Here is a 24,485-nt window from a genome sequence, read left to right as displayed (position 1 = left end):
GTCGGTCAGACCTCTTCCGAGCGGCGGTAGCCGTTCTGCCGCGGGCAGATGTGCCCGGCGGGATCCAGCGGTTCCGCGCACAGCGGGCACGGCTTGCGGCCCGCGTTGATGACGCGCTCGGCGCGCTCGGCGAACGCCCGCGCGTGCGCGGGGCTGAGGAATACCCGCAGCGCGTCGGGGCCTTCTTCGGTGTCGTCGAGCACCACCGACTCGTCGATCTCCTCCTCGGTGACCGCGAGCAGCTCGACGACCACCGCCTCGGTTTCGGCGTCCCAGCCCAGCCCCATGGTGCCGACCCGGAACTCCTCGTCGACCGGCACCGCCAACGGATCGGTGTCGACCAGGTCGTCGGGGATCTGGCTGGGCAGATCGGTGTTGAACCGGCGCTGCACTTCCTCCAGCAGCGCGCCAATGCGTTCGGCCAGCACCGACACCTGCTGCTTCTCGAGCTGCACGCTCACGGTGCGGACGTCCTCGGACGCCTGAAGGTAGAAGGTGCGATCGCCGGGTTCCCCGACCGTTCCGGCGACGAATCGGTCGGGTTGACGGAAGACGTGGATGACACGAGCCATGACTCCTCCGACCCTAGGCCACCGCGCGCCAGGCGTGCGCGGCTGGCCCCCGTTTCCTTCATCACCGTTTGGAACCGGCCCGGCTGCCACCGGGCCATCCGCCGGTTTACTCGCTGAACGGGCCTCTCGACCACCGGTTTCACCGTTGTTCGCCGATGGCGAACTACGGCGCGCCGCGTCCGGTGCCGATACCCTCACGGACGGTGGTCAAGATCGCGGGATGGAGCACGCCATGAGCATGCGCGAACTACGTCGCCCGCACAGGCTGCGCAGCGGGGACACCGTGGCGCTCGTCGCGCCCGCCGGGCCGGTGCCCGAGGACCTGCTCGAAACCGGGCTGGAGCAGCTGCGTTCCTGGGGCCTGAACACCAGGGTCGGCAAGCACGTCCGAGATCGCCACCCGCGCCTGAACTACCTCGCGGGCGCCGACGCCGACCGCGCCGCCGACCTGCAGGAGGCGTGGTGCGATCCGGACGTCACGGCGGTGTTCTGCGTGCGTGGCGGCTACGGCAGCATGCGGCTCCTCGACCACCTGGACTGGACCGAGATGGCCGCGGCCGGGCCGAAGGTGTTCACCGGCTCCAGCGACATCACGGCCCTGCACGACGCGTTCGCCACCCAGCTCGGCCTGGTCACGGTGTTCGGGCCGATGGCGGCGACCAAGGCGTTCACCGAAGACGCGGCCGCGCGGGAACACCTGCGCCGCACCCTGTTCCAGCCCGAATCGGTCACCATCCTGACGCGCTCCACCGCGGACGCGCTCGTGCCCGGGCGGGCGCGGGGCATCACCTACGGCGGCAACCTGAGCATCGTCGCGGGTTCCTTCGGCGCACCGGACGCACCGACGCCGCCGGAGCGAGGCATCGCCATGCTCGAAGACGTCACCGAGGACCCGTACCAGCTGGACCGGTTCGTCACGCAGCTGCTGCGCGCCGGCTGGTTCGACCACGCCGCCGGGATCGCGCTCGGTTCGTGGACGGAGTGCGGGCCGCTGGAGGAGGTTCGCGCCGTGATGTCGGACCTCCTGGGCGGCCTGGGCGTGCCGGTCCTGTGGGAGCTGGGCTTCGGCCACTGCACGGCCCAGCGCACCATCCCGCTCGGGGTGGCCGCCGAACTCGACACCGACGCGCAGCGCCTCTCGATCCTGCAGCCGGCACTGCTCTAGTTGACGGGCACTCGTCTTTGAAGCGGCGCAGCCGCTTAGCCCACCCTCGCAACTAGCGCCGCCGCGGGTTCTCAGACGTCGTCTGGCGAGGACAGCCCCGAAGCCGCGTATTGGTCGGGGATCCCACAGCCAGGCGGCGTCTGTAACTCCCGCAGGGGGGCCGCAACTTGCACCGCCACGCAAAACGAGTCTGGAAACAGCCTCTCTAGTTGGCCTTCTTCCGGGCGTAGTGCTGGCGGGCCTTCGCCCGGTTCCCGCACCGCGCCATCGAGCACCACTGCCGGTTTCCCGCCGGGGAAACGTCGAGGAAGCGGATCCCGCAGAGGTGGAAGGCGCAGACCGCGACGCGCGGGAACGGTTCGGTGGCGAGGAGGTCGATCGCGTCGACCGCGACCGCCGCCAACGCGGCCCGCACCGGGTCCTCCGGCGGCGGGCGCCGGGCCTCCACCGACCCGTCCGGGTGCACGCGCAGCTGCGCCGTGGCGCGGTTCTCCGCGCGGGCCGCTTCGTTGATCAGGTCCACATCGGACTCCGCGATGCCGAGTTCCCGGATCCGGCCCTGCAGCGCCCGATCGATCGCCTCGCGCAACTCGCGCGCGAACGCGACGTGCGCGTCCGCGGGCTCGCCGTCGGCGCGGAGCCCCGCTTCGCGCAGCCATTCGGCCAACCGATCCGGCGTCACCAGCAGCTCGCGGCCTCCGCGGTAGCGGTCGCGCAGCGTGTTGACCAGATCGAGGCAGGGACGACCGCCGTCCCAGATCCAATCACCCATTCTCGCCCTCTCCACCGGCCTTCGATGTGGCATCGCCTTCGCTGTGGCATTCTAGTTGCTAACCCTCTAAGACGGTTAGAAATGGAGTTCGCCGGATGCCGACCGAAGAAGTCGCCCTGATCAACGACTTGCGCGTGCACTACACGCGGGCGGGCAGCGGCCCGGGCCTGGTGCTGCTGCACGGCTGGCCGCAGACCAGCCACTGCTGGCGGAAGCTGATCCCGGAGCTGGCCCGCACCCACACCGTGATCGCACCGGACCTGCGCGGCTACGGCCGGACCGACAAGCCCCAAGACGGCTACGACAAGCGCACGATGGCGGCTGACATCGCCGCCCTGGTCGAGTCACTGGGCTTCGAGACGGTCAGCGTCGTCGGACACGACCGCGGCGCGCGGGTGGCACACCGCTGGGGCCTGGACCGCCCGGCGCAGATCGACCGGCTGGCGGTACTGGACATCGTGCCGACCCGCGAGATGTGGCGGCGGCTGAACACCGAGTCCGGCATGGCCTACTGGCACTGGCTGTTCCACATGCAGCCGGGCCTGCCGGAACGGCTGGCCGGCGCCGACGTCGCGGGCTACCTCGGGCACTTCTTCGAGCACTGGACGGTCAACCGGCACGGCCTGGACGCGGCGGCGATCGACGAGTACGTGCGCGCCTACTCCGCGCCCGACGCGCTGCGCGCCGGTTTCGACGACTACCGGGCGTCGTTTCCGCACGACAACGAGCACGACGATGCCGACGCGGCGGCGGGCCGGAAGCTGGCCATGCCGGTGCTGGCGCTGTGGGGCTCGGCCGGCCTGCCCTCCCGGCTGCCGATGCGCGACATCTGGCTCGACTACGCCGAGGACCTCACCAGCGCCGAGATCCCGGACTGCGGCCACTTCCTGCCCGAGGAACGCCCGGAAGCGGTGCTGACGCACCTGCGGGAGTTCCTGAAGGCGGCTTGATACCTTCGGGCCCATGCGCGTCCGCCCCATCTCCCCCGACCTGCTGGCCGCGGAGGTGGTGGAGCACATCGACGCGCTGCGGGGGCGCTGGGCGCGGGTGGCGGTGGACGGCGCACCCGCCGCCGACACCGGCGATTTCGCCGACGTTCTAGTGGAACCGCTGCGGGCGCTGGGGCGCGAGGTGGTCCGGGTGCGCACCGCGGACTACCTGCGCCCGGCCTCGCTGCGGCTGGAACACGGCCACCACGACCCGGACTCGTTCTACGAGAGCTGGTTCGACCTGAAAGCCCTGACCCGCGAAGTGCTGACCCCGTTGTCCGCGGGCGGAAACGGCCAAGTGCTACCGGCCTTCTGGGACGCCGAGGCGGACCGCTCGCCCCGCCTCCCCCGCATCACCCTCCCGCCCCGGGGAGTGGCCATTGTGGACGGACCACTGCTGCTCGGCGCGGGCCTGGACTTCGACTTCGCGATCCACCTCTGGCTCCCGGAAGCCGCCCTGCAGCGGCGAACCCGGGAACCGGACCGCTGGACGCTGCCGGCATTCCGGCGCTACGCCGAAGAAGTCGCCCCGGAGCGCCTCGCGGACCACGTGATCCGCGTCGACCGACCAGGCCGCCCCGCCGTCATCGACAGCCTGGACTGAAGCCGACCAAAACACGAAGGCGCGTATCACAAAATGTGTCACACTCGGTGGCATGGGCACGCTGAACGTTCGCACCGATGAAGCCATGGAGACCGCGCTGAAGGCGTTAACCGGCGATTCGCGGAGCCGGTCCGAGGCGGTCCGCTACGCACTCCTGCGCACTTACAAAGAGATCCTGCTTGAGCAGGCAGAGCAGGATGCCGAGCGACTCAAGGAAGATCCGGACGACCAGGCCGAAATGCTGGCCATACAGCGGTTCATGGGAGTCGCCGAGTGATCTTCCGGGGAGCCGTGTACGAGATCAGAGCACTCCCCGGAACGCGCGGACACGGGCAACAAGGCAAGCGGTACGCCGTAATCATCCAATCCGACCGCTTCTCGACCAGCACAGTCGCGGTCGCTCTCACTTCCACCCGGGCAGGCGCAGCTGCCTACCGGCCCGAGATCGAGCTGAACGGCACCAAGAGCCGGATTCTTACCGACCAGATCTACTCGGTGTCGCCGGATCGGCTGGGCGACTTCAAAGGCTCGCTCGACGCCAACGAGCTCGCGGAGCTGGACCGGGCCTTACTGCTGCGATTCGGCCTGATCTGACTCCTACGCCACGCGGCGTTCCACGGACGGGACGGCGGCCAGGAGCGTTTTCGTGTAGTCGTGGCGGGGGTCGAGCAGGACCTGTTCCACCGGGCCGACCTCCACCAGGTCTCCCCGGTACATCACCGCCACCCGGTCCGCGATGTTCCAGGCCAGGCCGAGGTCGTGGGTTATCACCAACGTCGACAGGCCGCGTTCGACCCGCAGGCGCAGCAGCAGCGCCAGGATCTCGCCGCGCACCGTCGCGTCCAGCGACGCCACCGGCTCGTCGGCGATCAGCACCCGCGGTTCCAGCACCAGCGCGCCGGCGATCACCACGCGCTGCCGCTGGCCGCCCGAGAGCTCCTGCGGCAGGCGGCCGAAGAACTTCTCCGCCGGCCGCAGCTCCGCCGCCTCCAGCGCCGCCGCGACCCGGCCCCGCTCGTCGTCGGCGATGCCGTGGATCCGCAGACCTTCCGCCACCGCTTCGTAAACCGTGTGCCGGGGGTTGAGCGCACCGGTCGGGTCCTGCAGCACCAGCTGCACCTGCTTGCGGTACTCGCGCAGCCCCGCGCTGCCGGTCGGCAGCGGCACGCCGTCGAAGCGCACCGCTCCGCCGGTCGGCCGCTGCAGCCCCAGCATCGTCCGGGCCAGCGTCGTCTTGCCGGAGCCGGACTGGCCGACCAGCGCGACGATCTCGTTCTCGCCCACCTCCAGGTCCACCCCGCGCACCGCGCGCACGGCCTGCCCGGAGCGGCTGGTGAAGTCGACCGACACCGCCTCCGCCGACAGCAGCGCAGGCCCGCTCGGCGTCCCTTCGGTAAGCCGGAACCGCGGGTCGCCGACGGTCGGGAAGGCGCTGGCCAGCGCCTGGGTGTGGGCGTGCTGCGGCTCGGTCATGACCTGCCGCGACGGGCCGTGCTCGACGACCTGCCCCTGGTACATCACCGCCAGGCGCTCGCAGCTGGCCGACAGCACCGACAGGTCGTGGCTGATCATCAGCAGCGCGATACCGCGCTCGGCGACCAGCCGGCCCATCAGATCCAGGATCTGGGCCTGCACCACCACGTCCAGCGCGGTGGTCGGCTCATCGGCGATCACCAGCCGCGGCTCGCAGGCCAGCGCCATCGCGATCATCACCCGCTGCTTCTGCCCGCCGGAGAGCTCGTGCGGATAGGCGCCGGCCCGGTCCGCGGGCAGCTCCACCTGCGCGAGCAGCTCCGCGACCCGCTTGCGCAGGTCGCCGTTCGCCCGGCCGTGCAGCTTGATCGGCTCGGCGATCTGATCGCCGATGGTGCGCACCGGGTTCAACGCGTGCATGGCGCCCTGGAACACCACCGACGCGCTCGCCCAGCGCACCGCGCGCAGCTGCCCGAACGTCATCTCGCGCACGTCCTGGCCGTCCAGCAGGATCTCGCCGTCGATTTGCGCCGAACTCGGCAGCAGCCGCAGCACGGACATCGCCAGCGTCGTCTTGCCGCAGCCGGATTCCCCGGCCAGGCCCAGGGTTTCGCCCTCGGCGAGGCTCAGGCTCACGCCGCGCACCGCGGGCTCCTCGGCGCCCCGGTAGGTCACCGAAACGTCCCGGAATTGCAGAATCGGACTCACCGCCGCCCCCGCAGCCTCGGATTGAACACGGTTTCCAGCGCCCGCCCGCACAGCGTGAAGCCGAGCACCACCAACACGATTCCCAGGCCCGGCGGCAGCAGGTACCACCACGCGCCGCCGGTGACCGCGCCGGTGTCCATCGCGGACTTCAGCATCGAGCCCCACGACACCATGCTCGGATCGCCCAGGCCCAGGAACGACAGCGTCGACTCGGCGATGATCGCGCTGGCCACCGACAGCGTCGTGTTGGCGAACACCAGCGGCAGCACGGCGGGCAGCACGTGGCGGCCGATGACGTGGCCGTGCCCGGCGCCCAGCGCCCGCGCCCGCTCGATGTAGGGCCGGGCCTCGACCGTCAGCGTCTGCGCGCGCACCATCCGCGCCGTCGGCGGCCACGCCGTCACCCCGATGGCCAGCACGATCGTCCACAGCCCGCGGGCGAGCACCGTCGACAGCGCGATGGCCAGCACCAGCGACGGCAGGACCAGGAAGAAGTCGGTGAAGCGCAGCAGCACTCGGGAGGTCCAGCCGCCGAAGTGCGCGGCGAGCACTCCCACCACGGTGCCGATCAGCACTGACAGCACAGCCGCCGACAAGCCGACGACCAGCGACACTCGCGCGCCCCACCAGGTCAGCAGCAGCACCGAGCGTCCGGACTCGTCGGTGCCGAGCCAGAACTCACCGCTCGGCGCCTGCAGCGGCCGGCCCGGCGCCCGCGTCACGTCCAGCCCGCCGGCGTCGGTGAGCAGCGGCGCGAACAACGCCAGCGCGCCGACCACGACCAGCACCACGAGGCCCGCCAGCCCGGCCCGGTCCGCGCGGAAGACGCGCCACGCCTCGGCCGCCCGGGCCCGGCGGCGGGCCCGGACGATCTGCCCAGCGGTGGCCGTCATGATTCCCGCACCCTCGGATCGAGCACCCGGTAGAGCACATCGGCCAGCACGTTCATCACCACCACGCTCCCCGCAAGCACGATGAAAATGCCTTGCAGCAACGGAAGATCCGGCACCCGCAGCGCCTCGTAGGTGAGCAGCCCGAGCCCCGGCCAGGAGAACACCGTCTCCACGGTGATCGCGCCCCCGACCACGAGGCCCAGCCGCAGGAAGATCAGCGTGACGGTGGGCAGCAGCGCGTTGGGCACCGCGTGCCGGCTCCGCACCAGGTCCTCGCGCAGGCCCTTGGCGCGGGCGGTGGTCAGGTAGTCCTCGCCCATCTCCTCGAGCAGCGACGAGCGCATCACCATCAGGTACTCGGCGTAGATCACCGCCACCATCGTCAGCGCGGGCAGCACCAGGTGGTGGGCGATGTCGAGGACCTGCGGCAGCAGCTCCGGCGGCGTGTCCGGCGAGGAGATCCCGCCGACCGGGAACATGCCCGGGATCGGCCCGAAGCCGACGCCGAAGGCCATCAGCACGATCAACCCGAGCCAGAACGTCGGCACCGACCACAGCGTCAGCGCGATCGACGTCGACGTCTTGTCGAACGCGCCGCCGTGCCGCCACGCCGCGCGCGAGCCCATCCACAGCCCCAGCAGCACGGCGATCACGGTCGCCGTGCCCACCAGCAGCACGGTCGGGCCGATGCGGCCGAGGATCAGCTCGCCCACCGGGCGGCTGTAGGTGTAGGAGGTGCCGAGGTCACCGCGCAGCAGGTTGCCGAGGAAGTCCAGGAACTGCTTCCACAGCGGCTGGTCCAGGCCGAACCGCTCGCGCAGCGCAGCAATCTGCTGCTCGGTGACCGGCGCGCCGTGGGTCATGGTGCGCACCGGGTCGCCAGGCATCACCCGGAACAGGAAGAAACCCAGCACCGCCACCAGGAACAGGCTCACCAGGCCACCGCCCAGCTTGCCGCCCACGTAGCGGGCCACCCGGCGGCCGCCGCCGGTGGGCGGCGCCGGTTCTGCGACTGTCGCGAGCGCTTGGGACACGGTTCACTCCCGGTTGTCGGCGGTCGCCCGGCGGCGGACCACCACCAGCGCGACCACGACGCCGACCAGCACCACGACCCCGCCGAGCACCCAGGCGACGCCGGTGTAGTCGGTGCCCGAGCCGTTCAGCGCCTTGTCGGTGGGCTGGGCGCCGTAGTAGCCCCAGTAGCCCTGCTGCGCCACGATCACGCCATCTGCCTTCGGTTGCAGGGTGAACCCGCTGTAGCGGTCGGCCCGGTAGGCCTCCAGCGAGTTCTGGTACCACAGGATCAGCCCGGCGGCCTGGTCGTAGAACCGGGCCTGCGCCTGCTTGACCAGATCGACGCGCTTGCCCTGGTCGAACTCGCCGAGCTGCCGGTTGTACAGGTCGTCGTACTGCTGGTCGCACAGGAACGTGTCCGGGTTGCCGCCGCCGCTGGGGCTCGGCCGGGACGCGCAGGTCTGCAGCCGCAGCACGTAGTCCGGGTCCGGGTTGGCCGACCAGCCGCTGATCACCATGTCGTAGTCGGCGCTGGTGGTGCGGTCGTTGAGCTGGTTGTCCGACACCGGCTGCAGTTCGACGTTGATGCCCAGATCGGCCAGCCAGCGCTTGACGAACTCGCCGACCTGCGTGTCCTCCGAGCGGGAGCCGTGCAGCACGAGGTTGAGCTCCAGCGGCTCGCCCTGCGGGGTCCGGCGGATGCCGTCGGCGCCGCGGGCGTAACCCGCCTCGTCGAGCTTGCGGTTGGCCGCGGCCGGGTCGAACGAGCGCGACTGCGGCGGCGTCCACTGGTAGTCGGAGAAGATCGGCGGCAGGTACCCGCCGCCCTCCTGGCCGTAGCCGCCGAGCACCCGGTCCACCAGGACCTTCCGGTCGATCGCCTGGTCGATGGCCTGCCGCACCCGCACGTCCTTCAGCGCCGGGTGACCGGTGCCGATCGGCTGGTTCTCGCTGTTGGACGCGCCCGGGTTGAGCGACAGTTCGAAGAACCGCCGCCCCTGGCCCTTGACCTGCTCGATGTCGGCCTCCCCGGCCAGCGCGTCGAACTGCGCCGGGGTGAGCTTCTGGACGACGTCGACGTCGCCCTTGCGCAGCGCCTGCACCGCGGCGTCGCTGTTCTTGAACTGGACGAACTGCAGCCCGGCGACCTTCGGCGCACCGCGCCAGAACTCGGGGTTGGCGGTCAGCGTGACGTCCTGCTCCGCGCGGTAGCCGGTGAGCGTGAACGGCCCGCTGCCGACCACCGGCATCTGGTCGTTGGCGAAGCTCGCGATGTCGGCGACCTTCGACCACACGTGCTCGGGCACGATCGGCGCGTCGATCGCCAGCATCGTGGCCTGCGGCGTCTTGGTGCGGACGACCAGCGTGGCGTCGTCCGGGGCGGTGACGGTCTCGAAGTTCTCCACGAAGTTGCCGTTGGCGGTGCTCGCGGCCGGATCGGTCATCATCCGGTTGAACGTGTAGGCGGCGTCGCGGGCGGTCACCGGCTGCCCGTCGGACCACTTGACGCCGGGCCGGATCCGGAAGGTCCAGCTCAGCCTGTCCGGTGCCGGCTCCCAGCTCTCGGCGAGTTCCGGCATCACCGAGAAGTCGTCCGGGCTGTAGGTGGTCAGCGTCGGGTAGACGCTGCGGAAGATGTCGGTGGAGGCCAACGTGTAACCCAAGAAGGGGTTAAGCGAGTCGATCTGCTGCTGCAGCCCGATCCGCAACGTCGCGCCCTCCTGACGCGCGCCGTCTTCCTGGGCGGTTGCCGGCATCGGCACCAACAAGGCGACCAGCAGCGCAGCCCAGAGCACGGCGAATCGTCTGCCCACGGTGACCCCTCCTTCGTGGTGAGTGAGAAGAAGGAACCACCTTCAGGCGCTGTTCGTCAATGGTTAACCGTCGGTTGTCTCCGACCAGCGTCACGCACAGGTACCGAACCGTTACCCGATCGGCGAGCCGCGCCTCGAATGTCTGGTCGTGGGGCATAGATTGGGCGGCGTGCGGATCTTGCTCTCAGCGGACATGGAAGGCGTCACCGGCGTCACCTGGACCGACGACGTGGTGCCTGGAACCGAGCAGTGGCAGCGCTTCCGGCGCCTGTTCACCGGGGACGTCAACGCGTGCGTCGAAGGGCTTTGCGCGGCCGGCGCCACCGGCGTGCTGGTGAACGAGGCGCATTCGGCGCAGCGAAACCTGCTGCTGGAAGACCTCGACGAGCGGGCGGTGCTGCTGACCGGGCGGCACAAGCCGCTGTCCATGATGCAGGGCATCGAGTCCGATGTGGACGGTGTGGCGTTCGTCGGCTACCACGCGGGCGCGGGCGAGGAAGGCGTCCTTTCCCACACCTACCTGGAGAACTCCATCACCGGGGTGTGGCTCGACGGCGCGCCCGCCGGGGAGGGCGGCCTCAACGCGGCGCTCGCCGCCGAGTACGGCGTGCCGGTCCTGCTGGTCACCGGCGACGACCGCGCCTGCGCCGAAGCCGCCGGTTACGCGCCCGCGGCGAAGACCGTGGCGGTAAAGGAATGCGTCAGCCGCTACGCGGCGATCTGCCGCCCGCCGGCCCGCACCGCGGCCGACATCCGCGCCGCGGCAACCGAAAGCGTGCGCCTGGCCGGGCGGACCGAAGGCGTGGTCCGGCCGCACCGCATCGAGGTGGAGTTCGACGCCGCGCACCTCGCCGCGGCCGCCGAGGTGATCCCGACCGTCGAGCAGCTGGGCGTGCGGCGGGTCGGGTTCGACGCGCCGAACATGACCGAGGCGATGAAGGCGTTCAAGATCGTGACGACCATCGCCGCGCGCGCCGTCCAGGGCATCTACGGCTGATTACAGATCGCCCCAGCGCGCGGCCTGCCACTGCACGGCCGTCGGCCGCTGCCCGGTTCGGGTGAATTCGTCCAGCGCCGCGCGGAGTTCCCGGAACGGCAGCACCGCGTCGCGCGGGAACTTCAGCGTGCTGCCCGCGTCGAACGGCAGCGCCGGCGCGTCCGCCGAAGGCTCCGGGTTGAGCGTGTGCCAGGAGTCGAGGTCGCCGTCCTCGGACTCCTCGGTGAAGTTCAGGACGCCGACCTCGGTCTCCGCGTCGGTGACGATCCGGATCTGCTGGTAGGGCCCCGCCGCGTCGGGGTCCTCGTGCGGGCGGTCCCAGACGTAGAGGTGGCTGGCGCCGGGCCGCTGCGGCCGCAGCACCCGGTCCACCAGCTCGGCCTTGTCGTCCTCGGTCTGCGCGTAGTACCGCTCGCCATCGGCCACCGCGGTCGCGACCGTGATCCCCAGTTCGGTGTTGCGGGCCCCGATCGCTTCGGCGCGCAGGGCTTCCAGGGAGGTCCGCGCCTCCTTCAGCGCCTTGATCGCCGCGCCCTGGTGGAAAACCAGGTCTCCCCAGTACGGGTGACCGAGGACCTTGTTGAGGTCGGCGTAGACCTCGTGCGTCGCCTCGATCAGCTTGTCCACGGCGTCCACCGGGACGTCGGTGAGGCGGGCGAACACGACCGCAGGCGGTTCGAGCGGGCCGGTCTCGTCCTGTGCTGGATTCGACATGCGTTCCCTGCATCCACTTCGATCATGGGCGACCCCCAGGACGCCCTGCCCAGATCTCGTTCCCCCCAAAGGCTACCGCGCGTCATCCGGCGGTCCCGCAGCGCCATCGCACGGTAGGCCGGCGATCAGCTGGCGTGGTCGCGCAGCACGCTGATCGCCGGTTCGTCCCGGACCGAGGCGAGCGACAATAACGCCCGCGCGAGCCCGTCCGGATCGTCGAATCCGAGCTCCTCGACCAGATCGTCAGGCAGGCTGAGCATCGACAGCGCGACGCCGAGCATGCCCGCGTCCAGCAATCCCGCGCCGCGGCGGCTCATCCGGCGCCCCACCGCGGCCTGCAACTGCACCGCGGTGTCCACATTGGCCTCGGTGATGTCTCCGAGCGCCTCCCGCACCTCGGGATTGCGCACCGCTTCCAGGTGCAGCTCGAACAGAGCCAGGAACTGGGATCGCGCGCTCGTCGACATCCGTCGCAGCATCGCCGCGTACAGCGCGGTGATGTCCTCACCGGTGACGTCGGCGGGGACCTGGCTGCGCAGGCCGCGCAGCGCCTCGGTGTGCTGTGCGGCGAGGTAACGCGCAACGGCCAGGAACACCGCGCTGCGCGTCGGGTAGTAGTTCTTGGTCGTGCCCTCTGGAACCTCGGCCTCGCGATCGATGGCGCGGTGCGTCAGCCCGCGGCCTCCATCGCGTGCCAGCACCTCGATGGCGGCGTCGGCGAGCAGTTCCCGGCGGTTGCCTCGTTGCGGCATGCATCCCCTGGCGGTTCGATCTTGCAGGCTGATCAACAGCGTAGCCCGCACACCACACCAGTGGTGGGCAGGGGCACGCCGCGCGCCTTGACCGGCACCCCCACGATTGGTATAGACCTCATGTCCGCGATCACCTCGCCACGGGAGCGCAAGATGTCGGAAACAGGCCCGGTTCACGCCGAGCAAACGCTGGAACACCTGCGAAAGATCGGCGCGCACAACGCCGAGGCCCTGCGGGCCGCCGCCGACCGCCTCTTCGCCGCCATCCGGGCGGACGGCCTGGTGTTCACCGCAGGCGCGGGCCACTCGCTGGCCGGCGTCATGGAGTCGTACTACCGGGCAGGCGGCCTGGCCGCGGTCCGGCCGCTGTACCACCCGGACCTGCTGCCCCTGCACGGCGCGGTGGCCAGCACCAGGACCGAACGCCGCAGCGGCCTGGCCGAGGAGGTGCTCACCGCGGCCGGTTTCCGGGGCGGCGCGGACGCGCTGGTGGTGTTCTCCAACTCCGGGGTGAACCCGTATCCGGTGGAGCTGGCGAAGCTCGCGCGCGCGGCGGGCTCGACGGTCGTCGCGATCACCTCGCCGATGGCCAGCGCCGAGGCCCCGAAGCGCGCGGGCACGACGCTGGCCGAAGAAGCCGAGATCGTGCTGGACACCCTGGTCCCGGGCGGCGACGCGAGCTACCCGGCGGCGGCGCCGGTGACGGCGCCGCTGTCCTCGATGGCGAACGCGTTCCTGTGGAACATGCTGCTGGTGCAGATGTACGACCTGGCCGGCGCGGCAGGCGTCGACCTGCCGGTCTGGCGCAGCTCGAACACGGTCGGCGGCGACGAAGCCAACGCGGCCAACCTGGCGCACTACGGGGCGCGGGTGCCGGGCCTGAACTAGTCCGAGCCGAACTGCTCGGCCAGTTCCGCGATGCGGCGCAGCTGCGCGGCCCGCTCCGCGGCGAGCTGCTGCTCCGGGTCGACGGCCTCGTCGGCCTGGACCAGCAGCGCCAGAGTCTCGCGGACCGCGCCGGCCGGCGGTTGCGCGACGGCCTCGACGAGCTGGTCCACCGCGTCGTCGAGCCGGTCGGGTTCGACGACGGAGTTGGCCAGGCCGAGCCGCAAGGCCTCTTCCGCCTGAATTTCCCGCCCGGTCAGGCAGATTTCCACGGCTTTCGCGTAACCGACTGTTCTGACCAGGGGCAACGTGCCGCCAAGATCCGGCACAAGCCCCAGCCCGGTCTCCGCCATGCGCAGCCGGGCATCGGTGGTGAGCACGCGCAGGTCGCACGCCAGGGCGAGCTGGAAACCAGCGCCGATGGCGTGCCCCTGCACGGCCGCGATGGTTACCCGATCGGGTTCACGCAGCCAGCTGAACCCCTGTTGGAAGCCGGCGATCTCGGCATCGGCCTGTTCGGTGGGGCGCTGGGCCAGCGCGGCCAGCCCGGGCGCCCCGTCGACGTCGGCGAATCCGAAGAGCCGGCGATCCAGGCCGGCCGAGAACGACCGACCCGCGCCGCGCACCACCACGACCCGGACCTCCGCGCCCAGGGATCGTCCGATCTCCCGCAGCGCTTGCCAGGTGTGCGGTGTCTGCGCGTTGAGCTTGTCCGGGCGGTCCAAGGTGATCGTGGCCCGCCGCCCGTGGATCGTGAACCCCACACCGCCACGATCCAACAGGCCGGCGTCCACTATCGAATCCGCCAAGCGGACCTCCATTGCAGATCTGAGCAGATCGCTGGAGTCGTGCTATGTCGTCGATGCCGACGGCCGGTGGCCGTCGAGCTCACTTCTTCTTCGAGCGCGTCGCGCCCCCGCGGCCCCGCAACTGCACGCCTGATTCGCTCAGGACGCGGTGCACGAACCCGTAGGACCGGCCGGTCGATTCGGCCAGAGCGCGGATGCTCGCCCCCTTCTCGTACTTCTTTCTCAGGTCACTGGCAAGCTTGTCTCGCGCGCTACCCGTGATGCGCGCGCCTTTCTTCAGCTCAGCCACGGTGTCCCCGCCTTCCCTCTGAGCAGGTCGGGCCTCGCGACCCCTGTCAGCGCAATGATCGAACAGGAAACGCGGGAACGCCAGGCGATCATGGAAAAAAGATCGGCCAATGGTCGAGATGATCGCGCGGCGATCACCGGAATGCACTAATCCATCCGTAGTAGCGGACGCTGCGAGCGCAACCGCTCCTAGGCCAACTGGACGAGGTCCAAGTAGTCGTCCGACCAGTGATCTTCGGTCCCATCGGGGAGCAGGATGACCCGTTCCGGTTCGAGTGCCTGTACCGCGCCGGGATCGTGCGTGACCAGCACGACGGCGCCGGCGAAGCTGCGCAGCGCGTCGAGCACCTGCTCGCGGCTGGCCGGGTCGAGGTTGTTGGTCGGCTCGTCCAGCAGCAGCACGTTCGCCGCGCTGGAGACCAGGCCCGCGAGCGCGAGCCGGGTCTTCTCGCCGCCGGAGAGGGTGCCGGCGGGCTGCTGCAACTGCTCGCCCTGGAACAGGAACGCGCCGAGCAGGGTGCGCAGCTGCTGCTCGGGGGTGTCCGGCGCGGCGGTGCGGACGTTCTCCCACACCGTCGCGTCGTGGTCCAGCGTCTCGTGCTCCTGCGCGAAATACCCGATGCGCAGCCCGTGACCAGGCACGACACCGCCCGAATCGGGCTTCTCCATGCCGCCGAGCAGCCGCAGCAGGGTGGTCTTGCCCGCGCCGTTGAGACCGAGGATGACGACCTTGGCGCCGCGGTCCACCGCCAGGTCCACGCCGGTGAAGATCTCCAGCGAACCGTAGGACTTGGACAGCCCGTCGGCGGTCAGCGGGGTGCGTCCGCACGCGGCCGGCTCCGGGAAGCGGATCTTGGCGACCTTCTCCTGGGCCTGCGCCGTCTCGGCCTCGGCCAGCAGCTTCTCCGCCCGGCGGGCCATGTTCTGGGCCGCGACCGCCTTGGTCGCCTTGGCCCGCATCTTGTCGGCCTGCGCCATCAAGGTCGACGCCTTCTTCTCGGCGTTGGCACGCTCGCGGCGGCGGCGCTTCTCGTCGGCGGCGCGGGCGTCCTGGTAGCGGTCCCAGTCCATGTTGTACACGTCCGCTTCGCCGCGGATGGCGTCCAGGAACCACACCTTGTTGACCACGGCGGCCAGCAGATCCACGTCGTGGCTGATGACCACCAGGCCGCCGTCGTGGTTCTTGAGGAAGTCACGCAGCCAGTTGATCGAGTCGGCGTCGAGGTGGTTGGTCGGCTCGTCGAGCAGCAGCGTGCTGGCCGAGCCGCCACCGGGCCCGGCCTCCGACGCGGCGAACAGGATCCGCGCGAGCTCGACGCGGCGGCGCTGACCGCCGGAGAGCGTGCGCAACGGCTGGTTGAGCACCCGGTCGGGCAGCCCGAGGTTGCTGCAGATGCGCCCGGCCTCGCTCTCCGCGGCGTAGCCGCCACGCGCGGCGAAGCGCTCCTCCAGTCGGCCGTAGCGGGCGATCGCCTTGTCCCGTGCCCGGTCGTCGACCAGCTCCGCCATCGCGGTCTGGGCCTTCTCCATGTCGCGGATCAGCTGGTCCAGCCCGCGCGCGGAGAGCACCCGGTCCTTGGCCGTCACGGTGAGGTCGCCTTCGCGCGGGTCCTGCGGCAGGTAGCCGAGCTCGCCGCGGCGGACCACGTCACCCGCGTAGGGCTGGCCCTCGCCGGCGAGCACGCGCAGCGTCGTCGTCTTGCCCGCGCCGTTGCGGCCGACCAGGCCGATCCGGTCGCCGGGCTGAATGCGCAGCGTCGCGTCGGAGAGCAGGATGCGGGAGCCGGCGCGCAGTTCCAGGCCGGTGGCAGAAATCAAGGGGAACTCCGAAAGTTGGTGGTCAAGCGGTTCCATGAGCGCGCCCACCGGCGGGACCGGAGGGCGTAGGCACTGCTGATCGGCTCGGTCGCTAAACGACGACCGGGCGAATCAGCGATGGAGTGGCGCGGGGAACGCGAACCACGTAACGCTTGCTAACCACGAACCCAGTGTATCGGGCGTTGTCCACCGATTTGATCGCAGACCTCATCACGTCGGTCACACCTGGCGGTGCGCCTGCTCACAGCACGAACGTGTCGCTCCACAGCTGCGTGGTCCGGCCCGACAGGGCCTCCAGCAGCGCGGCGGCCTGATCGTCGGTCAGCGAGGCGACGAAGTCGATCACCGCTCGGCCGCGCGCCATCCGCTCCAGGCGCTCGGCGTCGACCGGCTCCGCCGCGTCGGGCGCCAGCAGCAGCTCCGGGTCGTCGCTGCGCAGCTGCGCGAATTCGGCGCGGGCCCGGTCGAACAGGTCGCGCAGCCGGTGCGGCAGCCGGGCGGCCTCGCTGCGGTCGATCAGCCAGTTGTCCAGCGCCTCGACGAGCTTGCTCAGCAGCCGGTCCTGGCCGCGCTGGTGCAGCGCGAGGTCGGGGCGCTGCAGCACGAACCGGCGGTGCACGAACTTCAGCACCTGCACCTCGTGCCACTGCTCGACCGCCAGCGCCACGTGACCGGAGCGCGTGTTCGGGTGCTCGTCAACCTGGATGCCCTCCACCAGGCGCTGAGTCCACTCCCCGGAGAAGGCCGCGATGGACCGCTCGGCGAGCTGGGACCGGTCGAAGGGCACCTCCAGCAGCTTGTTGACGAGGTTGGCGACGACCTTCTTGACCGCGCTGACGAACGCCTCGTCGTCGGCGATCCAGCCGTCCTTGGCGTGCAGCCGGCGGCGCAGCCGCTCCAGCGAGCAGCCGGGGCGCATGCCGTCACCTGCGAGGTCGGCGTCGGAGCGGGCGGCGAACTCGGCGACGTGTCCGAGCCATTCGGTCAGCTCGTGCGAGACGCTGGTGTGCTGCAGGATCCCGACGCGGTGGAAGTCCTCCAGGTCGTGGATCGCGTAGGCGATGTCGTCGGCGGTGTCCATGATCGACGCCTCGACGGTCTGCTGCCAGTCCTCGATCCGGCCGCCGAACGCCGCGCGGGCGTCGATCAGGTCGGCGAGTTCGGTGCTGTAGCAGGAGAACTTGGCCGATCCGGTGCCCGGCTGGTCCTCCGGTTCGGACGCGCCGCGCGGCGGCGAGGCCAGGTGCCGGGGATGCGGTTGCGGGCGGGACAGCCGGGTCCACGGGTACTTCAGCAGCGCGGCCCGCACCGCCGCGGTCAGGTCCAGGCCCTCGCCGCCGATGCCGCGCACGTCGATGCGGGTGACGACGCGGTAGGTCTGGGCGTTGCCCTCGAACCCGTCCGGCAGTGAGAACCGCTGCCGCGCCAACCGGTCCAGCACGCTCTCGCCGAGGTGCCCGAACGGCGGGTGCCCGAGGTCGTGGCCGAGACCGGCGGCCTCGACCACGTCCAGGTCGCAACCGCCGAGGCGGTCCAGCCGCGCCACGTTCTCCCGGTTGGCCATCAGCCGCTCGGCGATCGCCCTGGCGACCTGCGCGACCTTCAGGCTGTGGGTGAGCCGGTTGTGCAGGAGCAGCCCGGAGCCGCTGGGGCTGACGACCTGCGTCACGCCGCCGAGGCGGGCGAAGAACGCGGAGCTGGACACCCGGTCGCGGTCCGCTCGGAACGGGCTCGCGGCGAGATCCCCTGGTCCGTTGGTGAGCCCGGAGCGGCCGCTGCGCCGACCGGTCCGGGTTGGCTGCACATCCTGCATGGGCTCACGTTAGCGGCCCTGGCGGCGCGGTTGGTGGCCGACGTGATCTGATGCTTCGGTGGATGTCGTTGTCGTGGGCGGCGGCCCGGCGGGTCGTGCGGCGGCGGCTGCCTGCAGCGATACCGGCCTGCGGGTGACGCTCGTCGATCCCGCTCCGCGCCGCGTCTGGCCGCACACCTACGGGACCTGGCGCGACGAGCTGCCCCCGTCCGTGCCGACCGCGGCGATGGCGTCGGTGATGCCGCGAATGGCGGTGCACGGCACCGAACGACACGAATGGCAGCGACCGTACGCGGTGCTGGACAACACGACGTTGTGGAAGCACCTCTGGCGCCCGGACGTCGTCGAAGTGACCGGGCGCGCGACGGCCGCCGAGCACGGGCCGACGGGCTCGACGGTGGTGCTCAAGGACGGGCGGCGGATCGCGGCGGCTGTCGTGGTCGACGCGACCGGCGCCTCGCGGGCGCTCTCCGGTGGCCGCCCGGCGCATCCCGCAGCCCAGCAGTCCGCGGTGGGCTGGGTGGTCGACGCCGCAGCCGCGGACGCGTTCTGCGAACCGGACGCCGGCGTGTTCATGGATTGGCAGCCGGCGCCGCAAACCCGCGGCGGCTGGCCCACGTTCCTCTACGCGGTCCGTCTCGGCCCGGACCGGGTGCTGCTCGAGGAGACCTCGCTCGCGCGCCGCCCGGCGCTGCCGCTGGCCCTGCTGCGCAGGCGGCTCGCCGGACGGCTCGCCGCCGCCGGGGTGACCGCGCAGGAGCGGATCGACGAGGAGCGGGTTCGGTTCCCCGTCGACGATCCGCTGCCCAGGCCGGGGCGGGTGATCCCCTTCGGCGCGGCGGCGGGCTTCGTGCACCCGGCGACCGGCTTCAGCGTGGCGGGCTCCCTGCAACGCGCGCCGTGGCTGGCGGCGGCGATCAGCGCCGCGCTCCCCTCCGGCCCGACTTCCGCGGCCAGGGCGAGCTGGTCGATCCTGTGGCCGCCGCGGGCGGTGGCCGCGCACGTGCTGCGGCACCGGGCGCTGCACGCCCTGCTGTCTCTTCCCCCGGACCTGGTGCCGGAGTTCTTCGAGGCGTTCTTCCGGCTGGACGAGCCGCACCGGACGGCGTTCCTGGCCGCCGAAGGCAGCGCCGCCGGGACGACGGCCGCGATGTCGGCGCTGTTCCGCAGCGCGCCGTGGCGGATCCGCCGGCGCCTCGTGCTCGGCGGCCTTTCGGTGGGGCACCCGTCCGCCCGGCACGGACTCGGCGGCAGCTGAACCCCCTGCACCGCCTGTAGCGAAACCGCTCCGTTTCGTTGTGTCGATGGCCACAGCGTCGCCGACTGGCCGATGCTTCACGCTGGCAAAACAGGCTAGGTTGGGCCGCGGGGAGAGGCGGTGTCCTCCGCCGGGGATGAGGAACTGAGATGTCGGTGAACAGGTCGTGAACACCGTCGATGGAGCGGCATGAGTCCGGGCAACATCGACTCCGTGCTTGCGCTGGTTGACGAAGTGCGCTTCGCGTTCCAGCCGTTGATCAACATCAAGACCGGTGCCATCGTCGCGATCGAGGCGTTGGCCCGGCCGGCGGGCGCGCACGTCCAGGACCTCTTCCGGGAGGCCGCCCGGCAGCGGCGGCTGACCGAGCTGGACGTTGAACTCGCGACGGCCGCGTTGATCTCGGCGGCGGAGCACGAATCCCTGCTCCCCCTGCATCTGAACATCTTCGGCGGCACCGTCACCCACGACCTCTCCCGGCTCGACCTGCTGCGCGAGAAGCTCCACGAGGTCGGCCGCCGCGAGCAGGAGGTGACGCTGGAGATCGGCCCGCCATTCGCCCGGCTGGACTCCGCCGAGCTGCTCAGCGGGGTGGAGAAGCTGCGCGCCGACGGCTTCCAGGTCGCCCTGGACGGCGTGGGCGAGGGCGATGTGCCGCTGACCCTGATCGCCGACATCGGGCCCGCCGTGGTGAAGCTGGATCGCGGCGTGGTCGCCGGGCTGCCGGACAGCCCCGCCCGGGTCGCCGTGGTGGAGGCGGTCCGCCACCTGTGCGAGTCGACCGAGAGCCAGCTGGTCGCCGAGGGCGTGGAGAACGAGCGCCAGCTGACCGCGCTGCGCCGCAACGGGATCCGCCTGGTGCAGGGGAACCTGCTCGCCCCGGCGGCCCGGCGGCCCCCGACCGCGAGCACCGTGCCCGGCGTGGCGGCGGAGGTGACCGATCCGCACGGCCCGTCGATCAGCACCCTCGCGAGCGGGCCCCGGGTGACGGAATTCCTGTCGCCCGCGACGATGCTGCCGATCGACGCGACCGCCGACAAGGTGCGCGGCGTGCTGGCCGACCACCCGGAGATCAGCGGCGTGGTGCTGGTCGACGAGCAGAACCGGCCGCGGTGGACCATCGACCGCAACCGGTTCCTGCTCGCGGTGACCGGCCCGTACGGGCACGCGCTGCACGCCAAGCGCGCGGCGTCGCGGCTGGCCGACGAGCCGCGGGTGGTCAACACGGCGACGACGGCGATGGAAGCGCTGAGCCTGGTGACCCGCTCGGACCAGTACCGGATGTACGACGACGCGATCGTGGTCGACGAGTCGGGCCGCTGCCTGGGCGCGGTGCGGGCCGGCGACCTGATCCGCGGCATGGCGGAGCTGAAGGTGGAGGAGGCGGCGGCGCTCAACCCGCTGACCCGGCTGCCGGGCAGCGAGGCGATCGCCCGCGACGTGGCGCGCCGGATCGCCGCCGGCGAGATCTTCGCGGTGAGCTGGCTGGACATCGACAGCTTCAAGACGGTCAACGACACGGCCGGGTTCTCCGCCGGCGACGACCTGATCCGCTCGATCGGCCGCAGTCTCACCGACGCGGCGACGGCGCTGCGGTCGGTGCAGGTCGGCCACGTCGGCGGCGACGACTTCTTACTGGTGGCCGACCTCGACGACCTGGTGCAGCTGGCGAGCCTGGTGCTCGACCCGCCGCGCTCGGCGGGCGATCTCGACGTGACCGTGTCGCTGGCCACGCTGGTGTGCACGCCGACCACGGTCCACGGCTACGACGAGGCCTCCAGCAGGCTCGCGCCGCTGAAGCAGCACGCCAAGTCGCTGGCCGGTTCGAGCTGGGTCATGTCGCGACCCGGTTCGGACCGCATCGAGGTGCTCCGCGGCGCGTAACACGCACGGCGGATTGCCGAACCCTCCGTCCTTTTAGGACGGGGTTGGAGTCTGGCCGCTGGCCTTCAGGCCGGACCTTCCGTGAACCGCACTGCCATACCCCCGCCGCAATGTGATCAGTATGAAGGCGAACACGGCGGCGAGGTTCCGTCTGTACCCCAGCCAGGTACAGGCAGAGCGGCTCACGGCGTGGTCGCATACCTGCCGGGCGGTGTGGAACACCGCGCTCGCGCAACGTATTTGGGCATACAAGTCCGCGCAGCGAGCCACCGTGCGCTCCATGGAGCAGTGCTCCGGACTCACCGAGGCACGCAAGGACCACGCCTGGCTTCGAGACCTTCCCGCGCAGTGCGCCCAGCAAGTTCTCCGGCAGCTCGATACCGCCTATGACAACTTCTGGAACCCCACCCAGCCGGCGGGGTTTCCGCAATTCAAGCGCAAGCATCACCGGCAGGGTGTGACGTTCCCCGGTCAGGCGGTGCAGGTCCGCAAGGTATCGCGCCGCATGGCGCACGTGAAGCTCCCCAAGCTGGGGTGGGTACGGTTCCGGCTGTCTCGCCCACTGGGCGGCGCCGTCCGCAACGCCACGGTGTCCCGCGACGGCCTGGGATGGCACATCTCGTTCGGCATCCACCAGCCCGAACCAGCCCAGCGCCCGGTCAACACCGGCGCTGCGGTCGGGCTGGACGTAGGAATCGCCTGCTCGGTGTTCGTCTCAGACGAAGACGCCGAGCGTCAACGCCCCAACACACTGACTCCCGGCGAACGGGAGCGACTGCGGGGCTTGGAGCAACGCAAAGCCCGGCAGATCAAGTACGCCAAAAAACACAACGGAGGAAAGTACTCCAACAGACTCCGCAAGACCATCGCGGCGATAGCTGCGGTGAAGGCTCGGCAGGCCCGCAGGCGCGCGGACTGGAACCACAAGCTCACCACCGACCTGGCCAAAAACCACGGCCTGATCGCGGTCGAGGACTTGAAGGTCCGCAACATGCTCCGCTCCGCCAAAGGCACTTCCGAGCAGCCCGGCCGAGGTGTACGCCAGAAGGCTGGGTTGAACCGAAGTGTCGCCGATCAAGGATGGTTCGAGATCCGCCGCCAGCTTGGGTACAAGACCAAGCGGTGCGGCGGTGAACTGGTCGCGGTTCCGGCATCGGGTTCGTCGCAGACGTGCTCGAAGTGCCATACCCGCGACCCCGAGTCGCGTGAGGGTTGCGGCCGGTTGTTCATGTGTGTGCATTGCGGGCACACCGACCACGCCGACCGCAACGCCGCCGTGATCATCCTTGCTCGAGCATTCAGCACCGCCGGACGGAAACCCACCACCGTGTGGGAGGCGGGAACTGCCGCGAGCGGTCGCGGCAGTTCACAGAGCACGCGCAGTCCACATGGGCAAGGCACCCGCACGGGTAGCCGGTTGCGTGAACCATCATCGAACGTCACCGCAGCATGACATCGAGGAATCACCCGCCTTCAAGCGGGAGAGGACGTCAAAACCCGAACAACGAACCCGACCTGCACTCGCCGTGGATGTACTCGCTGGTCGGGCAGCCCGCGAAGACCTCCGCGGTGGTGCGGGCGCAGCAAACCCCATTCACCAACGCCGCCGACGGCGTGACCGGCAACGACGACCTGGGCACCATGTCGGCCTGGTACGTCTTCAGCGCCCTGGGCCTGTATCCGACGACGCCGGGCACCGGCCAGTTCGTGCTGAACGCGCCGCGGTTCGCCAGCGCCGTCGTGGAACTGCCAGGCGGTGCGCCGCTGAAGATCGAGGCGCCCGGTGCCGACGGTTCGAAGCTGCAGTACATCGACGAGGTGCGGATCTCCGGCACCCCGCAGGAACGGGTGTCGGTGGACCTGGAGCGGGTGCGGTCGGGCGGCACGATCGAGCACCGCCTCGCCGACCAGCCCACCGACTGGGCCACCGGCCCGGACGCCGCGCCCGCTTCCCCTTGCGCGGCACCGTGATCCGGTTCCGCCACAGCGGTCCTCGAGCCGTGGTTTAGCCGACCCGCGCAGGCTGGGTGCGGTGCCGGAAGGGCCGGCGCGGCCTGCGCACTGGAGGTTGGATCAGTGATCGAGTTCCCGCAGGGCGGGTGGACCGAGGACGCTTTCGCCGGGGTGGCGCGAGCTTTCCGGGAGAACTTCGCGATCGGCGCGGAGGTGGGCGCCGGCGTCTGCGTGTACCACCGCGGCCGGCCGGTGGTGGATCTGTGGGGCGGCTACGCCGATGCGGAGCGCACCGATCCATGGCGGCCGGACACCTTGGGCGTGCTGGCATCGCCGACCAAGGCCATGGTCGCCGCCGCGGCGCTGCTGCTGGTCGAGCGCGGGCTGCTGGAGCTCGACGCGCCGATCGCCGAGCACTGGCCCGAATTCGCCGCCGCGGGCAAGGGCGAGATCACCCTCCGCATGGTGCTCGCCCAGCGCTCCGGCGTGGTGTGCCTCGACCACGCCCCCATCACCGCCGACCACCTGCGCGCGCACTCCCCCATCGCCGAGGCGCTCGCAGCGGCGCGGCCGGAGTGGGAGCCGGACACCGCGCACGGCTACCACGCGACCACCTTCGGGCACCTGGTCAGCGAGCTGGTGCGCCGCCGCACCGGCCGCACCGTCGGCCGGTTCTTCGCCGAGGAGATCGCGGCGCAGCTCGGCCTGGACTGCTACATCGGCCTGCCCGACCCGGCGTCCGCGCACCTGGCGACCATGGTGGAGTCCAAGGCCGAGGAGCTGATGGCGGGCGCCGACCCGGGCGACGAGCTGGCCATGCTGATCGCGCTCGGCGATCCTGAATCGCTGACCTTCCGCGCGGTGATCGGCAGCATGTCGCTGGACGCCGCGCCCGACCCGGTGCTGGAGAACCCGTCCTACGACGGGCTGGCCAGCGCGCAGTCGCTGGCTCGCCTGTACGCCTCGTTCATCGGCGAGGTGGACGGCCACCGCCTGATCGGCCCGGCGACGCTCGCCGAAACCCGCCGGGTGCACTCCACCGGCACCTGCCTGGTCACGCTGCTGCCGAGCGCCTGGGGTCTGGGCTTCCAGCTGGCGAACGGCCCGATCTTCCCGGCGTCGGCCGGGCTCGGCACGGCCTTCGGCCTGGCCGGGGCGAACGGCAACTTCACCTTCGCCGACCCGGAGCACGACCTGGCGTTCGCCTACGTGCAGAACGGCGGGGCCCGCGAGATCGGCGACATGGACGACCGCGCCCGCCGCCTCACCGAGGCCACCTACCGGAGCCTCGGCCCCTGCTGAGCTGTCAC

At 70.9% G+C, this 24,485-nt stretch carries 23 protein-coding genes and 1 pseudogene; 12 read left to right on the top strand and 12 right to left on the bottom strand.

Going from position 1 to position 24,485, the window contains the following annotated elements:
• Window positions 1–5 precede the first annotated feature (5 nt).
• Window positions 6–572 (bottom strand): DUF3090 domain-containing protein, encoded by a 567-nt coding sequence (locus AB0I53_RS34375; RefSeq protein ID WP_093260234.1) that lies wholly within the window; start codon window positions 570–572, stop codon window positions 6–8.
• Between the two features lie 232 nt (window positions 573–804).
• Between AB0I53_RS34375 and AB0I53_RS34370 the strand changes: the two genes are divergently transcribed.
• Window positions 805–1,737, top strand: a complete 933-nt coding sequence (locus AB0I53_RS34370; RefSeq protein WP_358612549.1) for an LD-carboxypeptidase — start codon at window positions 805–807, stop codon at window positions 1,735–1,737.
• A 205-nt stretch (window positions 1,738–1,942) separates the two neighbouring features.
• On the opposite strand, the gene AB0I53_RS34365 is transcribed toward AB0I53_RS34370, so the two are convergent.
• Window positions 1,943–2,509: an ABATE domain-containing protein gene (locus AB0I53_RS34365; protein WP_358612547.1), complete on the bottom strand. Its 567-nt coding sequence runs from the start codon at window positions 2,507–2,509 to the stop codon at window positions 1,943–1,945.
• Between the two features lie 95 nt (window positions 2,510–2,604).
• Here AB0I53_RS34365 and AB0I53_RS34360 point away from each other — a divergent pair, with 95 nt between their 5' ends.
• Genes AB0I53_RS34360 through AB0I53_RS34345 form a run of 4 tightly spaced genes read left to right on the top strand, consistent with a single transcriptional unit; the run spans window position 2,605 to window position 4,696 of the window.
• Window positions 2,605–3,459 (top strand): alpha/beta hydrolase, encoded by an 855-nt coding sequence (locus AB0I53_RS34360; RefSeq protein ID WP_358612545.1) that lies wholly within the window; start codon window positions 2,605–2,607, stop codon window positions 3,457–3,459.
• A gap of 13 nt (window positions 3,460–3,472) precedes the next feature.
• A complete protein-coding gene (locus AB0I53_RS34355) occupies window positions 3,473–4,102 on the top strand; it encodes a uridine kinase (protein WP_358612544.1) in 630 nt (209 codons plus the stop codon).
• A 52-nt stretch (window positions 4,103–4,154) separates the two neighbouring features.
• Window positions 4,155–4,379 carry a hypothetical protein gene (locus AB0I53_RS34350; RefSeq protein WP_358612542.1) on the top strand — a complete coding sequence of 75 codons (225 nt, stop codon included), beginning with the start codon at window positions 4,155–4,157 and terminating at the stop codon, window positions 4,377–4,379.
• Window positions 4,376–4,696, top strand: coding sequence for a type II toxin-antitoxin system PemK/MazF family toxin (locus AB0I53_RS34345; protein WP_358612540.1), 321 nt, complete (start codon window positions 4,376–4,378; stop codon window positions 4,694–4,696). Before AB0I53_RS34350 ends, AB0I53_RS34345 begins: the two co-directional genes overlap by 4 nt.
• A 3-nt stretch (window positions 4,697–4,699) precedes the next feature.
• Here the strand turns inward: AB0I53_RS34345 and AB0I53_RS34340 are convergent, their stop codons facing one another.
• From AB0I53_RS34340 to AB0I53_RS34325, 4 genes are all read right to left on the bottom strand, one after another.
• The gene (locus tag AB0I53_RS34340; protein ID WP_358612538.1) at window positions 4,700–6,283 is read right to left on the bottom strand and encodes an ABC transporter ATP-binding protein; all 1,584 of its coding nucleotides are present in this window, start codon (window positions 6,281–6,283) and stop codon (window positions 4,700–4,702) included.
• The gene (locus AB0I53_RS34335) at window positions 6,280–7,176 is read right to left on the bottom strand and encodes an ABC transporter permease (protein ID WP_358612536.1); all 897 of its coding nucleotides are present in this window, start codon (window positions 7,174–7,176) and stop codon (window positions 6,280–6,282) included. Before AB0I53_RS34335 ends, AB0I53_RS34340 begins: the two co-directional genes overlap by 4 nt.
• A complete protein-coding gene (locus tag AB0I53_RS34330) occupies window positions 7,173–8,150 on the bottom strand; it encodes an ABC transporter permease (RefSeq protein ID WP_358612563.1) in 978 nt (325 codons plus the stop codon). The genes AB0I53_RS34335 and AB0I53_RS34330 overlap by 4 nt, the downstream gene beginning before the upstream one ends.
• A 63-nt stretch (window positions 8,151–8,213) precedes the next feature.
• A complete protein-coding gene (locus AB0I53_RS34325; RefSeq protein WP_358612534.1) occupies window positions 8,214–10,004 on the bottom strand; it encodes an ABC transporter substrate-binding protein in 1,791 nt (596 codons plus the stop codon).
• 169 nt (window positions 10,005–10,173) lie between these two features.
• Between AB0I53_RS34325 and AB0I53_RS34320 the strand changes: the two genes are divergently transcribed.
• The gene (locus AB0I53_RS34320; RefSeq protein ID WP_358612532.1) at window positions 10,174–11,001 is read left to right on the top strand and encodes a M55 family metallopeptidase; all 828 of its coding nucleotides are present in this window, start codon (window positions 10,174–10,176) and stop codon (window positions 10,999–11,001) included.
• On the opposite strand, the gene AB0I53_RS34315 is transcribed toward AB0I53_RS34320, so the two are convergent.
• Together AB0I53_RS34315 and AB0I53_RS34310 are read right to left on the bottom strand one after the other, a co-directional pair.
• Complete coding sequence (locus tag AB0I53_RS34315) at window positions 11,002–11,715, bottom strand: Imm1 family immunity protein (RefSeq protein ID WP_358612530.1); 714 nt, start codon at window positions 11,713–11,715, stop codon at window positions 11,002–11,004.
• Between the two features lie 125 nt (window positions 11,716–11,840).
• Window positions 11,841–12,467 (bottom strand): TetR/AcrR family transcriptional regulator, encoded by a 627-nt coding sequence (locus AB0I53_RS34310; protein ID WP_358612528.1) that lies wholly within the window; start codon window positions 12,465–12,467, stop codon window positions 11,841–11,843.
• Between the two features lie 153 nt (window positions 12,468–12,620).
• Between AB0I53_RS34310 and AB0I53_RS34305 the strand changes: the two genes are divergently transcribed.
• Window positions 12,621–13,355 (top strand): SIS domain-containing protein, encoded by a 735-nt coding sequence (locus AB0I53_RS34305; protein ID WP_358612526.1) that lies wholly within the window; start codon window positions 12,621–12,623, stop codon window positions 13,353–13,355.
• Here AB0I53_RS34305 and AB0I53_RS34300 read toward each other — a convergent pair.
• The 4 genes from AB0I53_RS34300 to dgt form a co-directional block, all read right to left on the bottom strand.
• Window positions 13,352–14,173, bottom strand: coding sequence for an enoyl-CoA hydratase/isomerase family protein (locus tag AB0I53_RS34300; RefSeq protein WP_358612524.1), 822 nt, complete (start codon window positions 14,171–14,173; stop codon window positions 13,352–13,354). The two genes, AB0I53_RS34305 and AB0I53_RS34300, sit on opposite strands and share 4 nt — an antisense overlap.
• Window positions 14,174–14,240: 67 nt before the next feature.
• Window positions 14,241–14,450, bottom strand: a complete 210-nt coding sequence (locus tag AB0I53_RS34295) for a helix-turn-helix domain-containing protein (RefSeq protein ID WP_093260265.1) — start codon at window positions 14,448–14,450, stop codon at window positions 14,241–14,243.
• Window positions 14,451–14,638: 188 nt separating this feature from the next.
• A complete protein-coding gene (locus tag AB0I53_RS34290) occupies window positions 14,639–16,267 on the bottom strand; it encodes an ABC-F family ATP-binding cassette domain-containing protein (protein ID WP_358612522.1) in 1,629 nt (542 codons plus the stop codon).
• 241 nt (window positions 16,268–16,508) lie between these two features.
• Complete coding sequence (gene dgt, locus AB0I53_RS34285) at window positions 16,509–18,080, bottom strand: dGTP triphosphohydrolase (RefSeq protein ID WP_358612520.1); 1,572 nt, start codon at window positions 18,078–18,080, stop codon at window positions 16,509–16,511.
• Window positions 18,081–18,138: 58 nt separating this feature from the next.
• On the opposite strand from dgt, the gene AB0I53_RS34280 reads away from it, so the two are divergent.
• The 5 genes and pseudogenes from AB0I53_RS34280 to AB0I53_RS34260 all read left to right on the top strand — a co-directional run bounded on the left by AB0I53_RS34280 (window position 18,139) and on the right by AB0I53_RS34260 (window position 24,477).
• The gene (locus tag AB0I53_RS34280) at window positions 18,139–19,338 is read left to right on the top strand and encodes a lycopene cyclase family protein (protein ID WP_358612518.1); all 1,200 of its coding nucleotides are present in this window, start codon (window positions 18,139–18,141) and stop codon (window positions 19,336–19,338) included.
• A 189-nt stretch (window positions 19,339–19,527) separates the two neighbouring features.
• Window positions 19,528–21,222: a GGDEF domain-containing protein gene (locus AB0I53_RS34275; protein WP_358612516.1), complete on the top strand. Its 1,695-nt coding sequence runs from the start codon at window positions 19,528–19,530 to the stop codon at window positions 21,220–21,222.
• 121 nt (window positions 21,223–21,343) lie between these two features.
• Window positions 21,344–22,675 carry a transposase gene (locus AB0I53_RS34270; RefSeq protein ID WP_358612514.1) on the top strand — a complete coding sequence of 444 codons (1,332 nt, stop codon included), beginning with the start codon at window positions 21,344–21,346 and terminating at the stop codon, window positions 22,673–22,675.
• A gap of 29 nt (window positions 22,676–22,704) precedes the next feature.
• Window positions 22,705–23,193, top strand: a pseudogene (locus AB0I53_RS34265) (glycoside hydrolase domain-containing protein); the annotation flags it as partial.
• A gap of 105 nt (window positions 23,194–23,298) precedes the next feature.
• On the top strand, window positions 23,299–24,477 hold the full coding sequence (locus tag AB0I53_RS34260; RefSeq protein ID WP_358612512.1) for a serine hydrolase domain-containing protein: 1,179 nt from the start codon (window positions 23,299–23,301) through the stop codon (window positions 24,475–24,477).
• The last annotated feature ends 8 nt before the right edge of the window (window positions 24,478–24,485 follow it).

The organism is Saccharopolyspora sp. NPDC050389 (genome assembly GCF_040655595.1).
In the GTDB taxonomy this organism is placed as follows: Bacteria; Actinomycetota; Actinomycetes; order Mycobacteriales; family Pseudonocardiaceae; genus Saccharopolyspora.
The sequence above is the reverse complement of the archived record's forward strand: the minus strand, read 5'-3'. Positions and strand labels throughout refer to the sequence as shown.

Bases quoted from the DNA above. Each gene is read 5' to 3' on its own strand.
- AB0I53_RS34375 (WP_093260234.1), bottom strand. From the start codon at position 572: ATGGCTCGTGTCATCCACGTCTTCCGTCAACCCGACCGATTCGTCGCC.
- AB0I53_RS34370 (WP_358612549.1), top strand. From the start codon at position 805: ATGAGCATGCGCGAACTACGTCGCCCGCACAGGCTGCGCAGCGGGGAC.
- AB0I53_RS34365 (WP_358612547.1), bottom strand. From the start codon at position 2,509: ATGGGTGATTGGATCTGGGACGGCGGTCGTCCCTGCCTCGATCTGGTC.
- AB0I53_RS34360 (WP_358612545.1), top strand. From the start codon at position 2,605: ATGCCGACCGAAGAAGTCGCCCTGATCAACGACTTGCGCGTGCACTAC.
- AB0I53_RS34355 (WP_358612544.1), top strand. From the start codon at position 3,473: ATGCGCGTCCGCCCCATCTCCCCCGACCTGCTGGCCGCGGAGGTGGTG.
- AB0I53_RS34350 (WP_358612542.1), top strand. From the start codon at position 4,155: ATGGGCACGCTGAACGTTCGCACCGATGAAGCCATGGAGACCGCGCTG.
- AB0I53_RS34335 (WP_358612536.1), bottom strand. From the start codon at position 7,176: ATGACGGCCACCGCTGGGCAGATCGTCCGGGCCCGCCGCCGGGCCCGG.
- AB0I53_RS34315 (WP_358612530.1), bottom strand. From the start codon at position 11,715: ATGTCGAATCCAGCACAGGACGAGACCGGCCCGCTCGAACCGCCTGCG.
- AB0I53_RS34310 (WP_358612528.1), bottom strand. From the start codon at position 12,467: ATGCCGCAACGAGGCAACCGCCGGGAACTGCTCGCCGACGCCGCCATC.
- AB0I53_RS34305 (WP_358612526.1), top strand. From the start codon at position 12,621: ATGTCGGAAACAGGCCCGGTTCACGCCGAGCAAACGCTGGAACACCTG.
- AB0I53_RS34300 (WP_358612524.1), bottom strand. From the start codon at position 14,173: ATGGAGGTCCGCTTGGCGGATTCGATAGTGGACGCCGGCCTGTTGGAT.
- dgt (WP_358612520.1), bottom strand. From the start codon at position 18,080: ATGCAGGATGTGCAGCCAACCCGGACCGGTCGGCGCAGCGGCCGCTCC.
- AB0I53_RS34275 (WP_358612516.1), top strand. From the start codon at position 19,528: ATGAGTCCGGGCAACATCGACTCCGTGCTTGCGCTGGTTGACGAAGTG.
- AB0I53_RS34270 (WP_358612514.1), top strand. From the start codon at position 21,344: ATGAAGGCGAACACGGCGGCGAGGTTCCGTCTGTACCCCAGCCAGGTA.